At 70.0% G+C, this 5,673-nt stretch carries 6 protein-coding genes; all 6 read right to left on the bottom strand.

Translation table 11 applies throughout. From position 1 onward, the window contains the following. Positions 1–93: 93 nt before the first annotated feature. A complete protein-coding gene (tolB, locus tag MFF55_RS25945; protein ID WP_238247046.1) occupies positions 94–1,407 on the bottom strand; it encodes a Tol-Pal system beta propeller repeat protein TolB in 1,314 nt (437 codons plus the stop codon). A gap of 154 nt (positions 1,408–1,561) precedes the next feature. Continuing rightward, positions 1,562–2,848: a cell envelope integrity protein TolA gene (gene tolA, locus MFF55_RS25950; protein ID WP_238247047.1), complete on the bottom strand. Its 1,287-nt coding sequence runs from the start codon at positions 2,846–2,848 to the stop codon at positions 1,562–1,564. 14 nt (positions 2,849–2,862) lie between these two features. Beyond that, a complete protein-coding gene (locus MFF55_RS25955; protein ID WP_238247049.1) occupies positions 2,863–3,306 on the bottom strand; it encodes an ExbD/TolR family protein in 444 nt (147 codons plus the stop codon). Positions 3,307–3,333: 27 nt separating this feature from the next. Further along, positions 3,334–4,050, bottom strand: a complete 717-nt coding sequence (gene tolQ, locus MFF55_RS25960; protein WP_238247051.1) for a protein TolQ — start codon at positions 4,048–4,050, stop codon at positions 3,334–3,336. Positions 4,051–4,235: 185 nt separating this feature from the next. Continuing rightward, complete coding sequence (gene ybgC / locus MFF55_RS25965) at positions 4,236–4,655, bottom strand: tol-pal system-associated acyl-CoA thioesterase (protein ID WP_238247053.1); 420 nt, start codon at positions 4,653–4,655, stop codon at positions 4,236–4,238. Continuing rightward, positions 4,652–5,602, bottom strand: a complete 951-nt coding sequence (locus MFF55_RS25970) for a metallophosphoesterase (protein ID WP_238247055.1) — start codon at positions 5,600–5,602, stop codon at positions 4,652–4,654. Before MFF55_RS25970 ends, ybgC begins: the two co-directional genes overlap by 4 nt. Positions 5,603–5,673: the final 71 nt, after the last annotated feature.

The raw sequence follows: 5,673 nt of genomic DNA on the forward strand, positions 1-5,673 counted from the left end.
CGCAGCCCCGGGATGACAAGCTTGGGTGCTCAGTTACTTTAAAAGGAACGCCCATCTGCAATTGCCCTCCCCGCAAGGGGAGGGAAGGGCGCTCTACCGCCCCGCCAGCAGCGGCGACCAGGTCGGGTCGGAGGCGTAGGAGGGCGTCGGCACGGGCTGCTCCACCTTGCCGGTGATGTCGACCATGTAGAGCTTGCCGCCGCCCTCGCCGCCGGGATCGCGGAAGAACAGGACGTATTGGCCGTTCGGCGCAAAGGTCGGGCCCTCGTTGTGGAAGCCCTCCGTCAGCACGCGCTCGCCCGAGCCGTCCGGCTTCATCACGCAGATCGCGAAGGAGCCCTTGCGCTGGCGGGTGAAGGCGATGAGGTCGCCGCGCGGCGACCAGGCCGGCTGCGAGGCCGAGCCCTCGCCGAAGGAGATGCGGGTCGGGTTCGAGCCGTCGGCGCCCATCACGTAGACCTGCTGCGAGCCGCCGCGGTCGGACTCGAACACGATCTTCGATCCGTCCGGCGAGAAGGTCGGCGAGGTGTCGATGGCGTTGCCGTTGGTGATCGGCGTCTGCGACTTCGAGGCAAGGTCCATGGCGACGATGTCGGCGTTGCCGCCCTGCTGCACGCTCATGACGAGGCGGCGGCCGTCGGGCGAGAAGCGCGGGCTCGTGCTCATCGAATCCATCCGGCCGATGGCCTGGCGGGTGCCGGTCTCAAGGTTGATCACCTGGATGCGCGGCTGCTGGCCCGAGGTCTGCGTCATGTAGGCGATGTCCTGGGTCGCCGGCGAGTAGCGCGGCGCCACGACGGAGGCCTCGCCGCCGGTCAGCGCGCGGACATTGGCGCCGTCCTGGTCCATGACCATCAGGCGCTTGCGCCGGTTCTCCTTGGAGCCCGACTCGTCGACGAAGGCGATGCGGCTGTCGAACCAGCCGCCGAGACCCGTGATTTTCGAATAGACGGCGTCCGAGATCAGGTGGCCGGTGCGGCGGGCGTTGGCCGGGTCGGTGCCGTATTGCTGGCCGGTCATCTGCTGGCCCGAGGTGACGTCCCAGAGACGGAACTCGACCTTGAGCTTGCCGGACGCGTCACGCCCGACCCGGCCGGTGACCAGCGCCTGGACGCCGGCGCTGCGCCACTTCTCGAAGCCCGGCACCGCATCGAAGCCGGGGCTTTCGGGAAACTTCGCCTTGTCCAGCGGCGTGAAGTAGCCGGAGCGGCGCAGGTTGTTCGTCACCACGCTCGACACCAGCAGGCCGAGGCTCGCATCGCCGCCGAAATCCGTGATCGCGATCGGCATGGGCTGGAAGGCGCCGCCGCCGATCCGGAGCTGGAGCTGGGCGTTGGCCGGCGCGGAGAGGCCGAAGAGGATCAGCGCGAGGAGCGCGAGGCGTTGGCTGAGGCTGCGAAGCATCATCACTTCCGTAAGGTGGGGCGGATCTGCTCGACGCGCTCTCCTCGCCCTTGTGGGGAGGAGTTGGAGGTGGGGGTGGGGGTGGTTCCGCCTGGTGAGCGGCGGGGTCACCCAGCCACCCCCACCCGCAATCCCTCCCCACAAGGGGGAGGGGAGCTCAAGCCCGCGAGAACTCGAACTCCGCGTTGATCGCCTTCCAATCGTTATAATACGGCGCGTATTGGGCGGGGATCTTGTAGGGCGCGCAGCGGCGCACGGCTCGCAGCGCGGCCTGGGCGATCGATTGGTCGACGGAATTGGCGCCGCCGCGCATGATCCGCGGCTCGGTCGAGAGCGAGCCGTCCGGGTTCAGGCGGATGTCCAGCATCGGCAGCACCACGCCCTGCGCCGCGCCGGGCGGCGCCGAGTAGCAGCGCTCGATCTGCGAGGTCAGCATCCCGATGAGCGCATCGCGCAGGGACGGCGACAGGCGCTGCGCGGTGCCGGTCGCGGCCCCGAGCGAGGCCGTGCGCTGCACGTCGCGGCCGGTGGCGCCCGTCGATTGCGAGGGCGCCCGCGAGGCGAGGAGCTGCTTGATGTCGCCGGCGCTGAACTTCTCCGCGAGCTCGGCCTGCTTCTTGGCCTTGGCCTCGGCATCCGCCTTGGCCTTGGCGTCCGCAACGGCCTTCGCCTTGGCATCTGCCTTGGCCTTGGCGGCGGCTTCCGCCTTGGCCTTCGCCTCGGCCTCGGCCTTGGCTTCGGCGATCTCCTGCTGGCGCTCGGCTTCGGCCTTGGCCTTGGCTTCGGCCTCCGCCTTCTCGGCCTTGGCCTGCGCGTCCGCCTTCGCCTTGGCATCCGCCCTGGCCTTGGCGTCCGCCTTCGCTTTCGCCTCGGCCTTGGCCGCGGCCTCCGCCTCTTCGCGCTCGATGAGCTGCGCGAGCTGCTCGCGCTTCACCGCCTCGGCCTTCGCCTTCTCGGCCTCGGCTTTGGCGGCTTCGGCCTTCGCCTCGACCTTGGCCGCCTCCGCCTTGGCCTTCGCCGCGGCCTTGGCTTCCGCCGCCTTGGCGGCGGCCTCGGCGGCCTTGGCCGCCTCCCCGGCTTCCTTCGCCGGGTCCGGCTCGTTGGAGCGCAGCGGCATCTCCTCGGCGCTCGCCACCTTCATGTCGGCGGGGCGCTTGGGCGGCGCGGGCATGTCGACCTTGGCGTTCTCGGGCTCGCGCTCCTCGAACTTCTCCGCGACGCGGTCGGCGCGGGGCTTGGCGTCCGGCAACGGCTTCTCGGCGTTGCGCTCGCCCTTGGTGATCTCGGAGAATTGCTGCTCGGTCATCACCTCGACCGGCACGCCCTCCTGCGCGTCGGGCAGGGCCGGCGCGGCGACCGCGAACAGGGCGCCGGCGAGCAGGGCGACATGCACCCCGCCCGAGATCCAGACGCCCGGCTCTCGGCGGTCAAAGGGGAGCTTCACCGAGATCACGGCCGCTACTTCTGGTCCGGCTCGGTCACGAGGGCGACCTTCTTGAAGCCGCCGCCGGTCACGATCGCCATCACCTGCGCGACGCGGCCGTAATCGACCCGCTTGTCGCCGCGCACGAAGACGCGCTCCTCGAAGCCCGACTTTGCCGTATCGGTGAGCTTGGGCACGATGGTGTCGTCGGTCAGCTCGTCCTCGCCGAGGAAGACCTGGCCGGTCTGGCGGATCGAGAGCGTCACCGGCTTGGTGTCGGAATTGAGCGGGCTGGCCTTCGATTGCGGCAGGTCGAGGGGCACGCCGACGGTCATCATCGGCGCGGCCACCATGAACACGATCAGGAGCACGAGCACGACGTCGATGAACGGCGTCATGTTGATCTCGTTGATGGCGCCGCTGCGGCGTGCCCGCCGCCGCTTGCCGCCACCCTGCGCTCCGCTCTGGGCCATGCCCATGACGATATCCTCGTGTTCGGGGGGCGATCAGGCGGCGAGCGAGAGCCGCTCGTCGATCTGGCGCGACAGGATGGCGGAGAACTCGTCGGCGAAGCCCTCGAGGCGCGACTGCGCCTTGGAGACCGTCGCCTGCAGCTTGTTGTAGGCGAGCACGGCCGGAATGGCCGCGAACAGGCCGATCGCGGTGGCGAACAGCGCCTCGGCGATGCCCGGCGCCACGATGGCGAGCGAGGTGTTCTTCGAGGCGGCGATGGCCGTGAAGGAGGTCATGATGCCCCAGACCGTGCCGAACAGGCCGATATAGGGGCCGGCCGAGCCGATGGAGGCGAGGAACAGCAGGCGGGATTCAAGCCGCTCGACCTCGCGCTGGATCGTGACGTCCAGCACCTTGTCGATGCGCTGGGACAGGCTCTGGATCTGCCGGCCCGAGCCCTCGAAGGAGCGCTTCCACTCGCGCATGGCGGCCACGAACAGGGCGCCGAGGCCGGAGGGCTGGCGATCGTTGAAGGAGCGGTAGAGTTCTTCCAGCGAGCGCCCGGACCAGAACGCCTCCTCGAAGGCGTCCATCTCGGCCTTGGTGCGGCGGAACAGCAGGGTCTTGTCGACGATGATCGACCAGCACCAGACCGAGGCCACGATCAGCCCGATCATCACCGCCTTTACCACGAAATGGGCCTGCCAGAACAGCCCGAACAGGCTCATGTCCGGCGCAGGCATCGCCTGCATCGCGTCGGCGGGGGTCATATGGTCGTCCTCGTGTCGAACCGCCCGTGCGGGCGGTCCCCGCGCTCGATCGGACCTGAAGCGGTGTATCCCTCAGATCGCGCTCGAATCTGTCGAAAGTATGGGTCCGCTGCGGCGCACCCTTGACTGCGTTCTTCGGGCCTCAGGGTTAACGATCTGTTGCGCGCCGGACGGAACGTCCTGCCTCAGGGCTCGACGGCCCCGGCGGGCAGGGTCCGGGACAGGGCCCGCCGCAGCCCGTCCGGCAGGCGGACGGCGCGCCCGTCGCGCACCGCGGCGACGGTGACCTCGGCCCGAAGCAGCACCTCCTCGCCGCGCCGGACCTCCTGAACGAGCGGCATCGAGGCGCCGCGCAGCTCGGCCGGCTGCGTTAGGATCGTCAGCACGTCGTCCATGCGGGCGGGCTTGAGGAAGTCCAGGCTCATGCGCCGCACGACGAAGATGAGCCCGGCCTCGCGCTGGAGGTCGGCCTGCTCCATGGCGAGCGCGCGCAGAAGCTCGGTGCGGCCCCGCTCCATGAAGCGCAGGTAGTTCGCGTGGTAGACGAAGCCCGAGAAGTCGGTGTCCTCGTAATAGACACGGAGGGTCAGGCGATGAGCGGTCACGCCGTCGATGCCCCCGCCAATTCCACCACGACGATCTCCGGCGGCATGCCGAAGCGAACGGGCAATCCGCTCATGCCGAGGCCGCCCGAGACCACGAGGTCGGTGTGCTCGCGGACATGGCCGTAGGCGTAGCGGTTGCCGTAGCGCGAGGGCACCACCGGCGCGTAGCGGGGGAGCCGAACCTGGCCGCCATGCGTGTGGCCGGAGAGCTGCAGCGTGACCTGGGCGGGGATCTTGGGGAAGATGTCGGGCTCGTGCGCCAGCAGGATCGCGGGGGCGCCGTCGGGGATCTGGGCGAGCGTCCCGGCAAGGTCGTCCGCGCCGGAACGCTTCAGCCCGATCTTCCACCAGATCCGCTCGAAGGCGAGCTGGTCGCCGAGCCCGGCGAGCCAGACCTCGTGGCCGCGGACCCGGAGCGGCAGGGCCTCGTTCTCGAGGACGCGGATGCCGTTGCGCGCAAGCGCCGCGCCGGCGATCGTCGGTCCGCGCCCCGCGCGCAGCGCGCTGCGATCCTCCCACCAATCGTGATTGCCGAGGATGGCATAGGTCCCGAGCGGCGCCTCGAGCCTGCCCAGCACCGGCGCCCATTCCGTCGCGTCGACGAAGCGCGTCACCACGCGGGTGCCGGCGACGTAGTCGCCCAACAGGACGACGACGTCGCCGCCGAGGGAATTGGCGAGTTCGACGATCCGGGCGATGTGGCCGGTGGTCATCCAGGGCTCGCAGGCATGAATGTCGGACACGGCGACGATCCGGAGCGTCAACCCGGCGGGCCAGGGGCCGATCGGCCGGATGCGGTAGCGGGTGACCGACAGGCGCATGGGCTCGATCCCGACCGCGTAGGCGGCCGTTCCCGTGCCCATGAGGGCCGCGCCGCCGAGGCCCAGCAGGACCGAGCGGCGGGTGATGCTGACGGCTTCGCGGGCGGACCCGCTGACTTCAGCCATCCGGATCGCCGCCCGGGAAGAGCCCATATTGCGTGGCCGGGTCCTGTCTCGGCTCGGGCAGACCGAGGTGT

Source organism: Methylobacterium iners (assembly GCF_022179305.1).
Taxonomy (GTDB): Bacteria; Pseudomonadota; Alphaproteobacteria; order Rhizobiales; family Beijerinckiaceae; genus Methylobacterium; species Methylobacterium iners.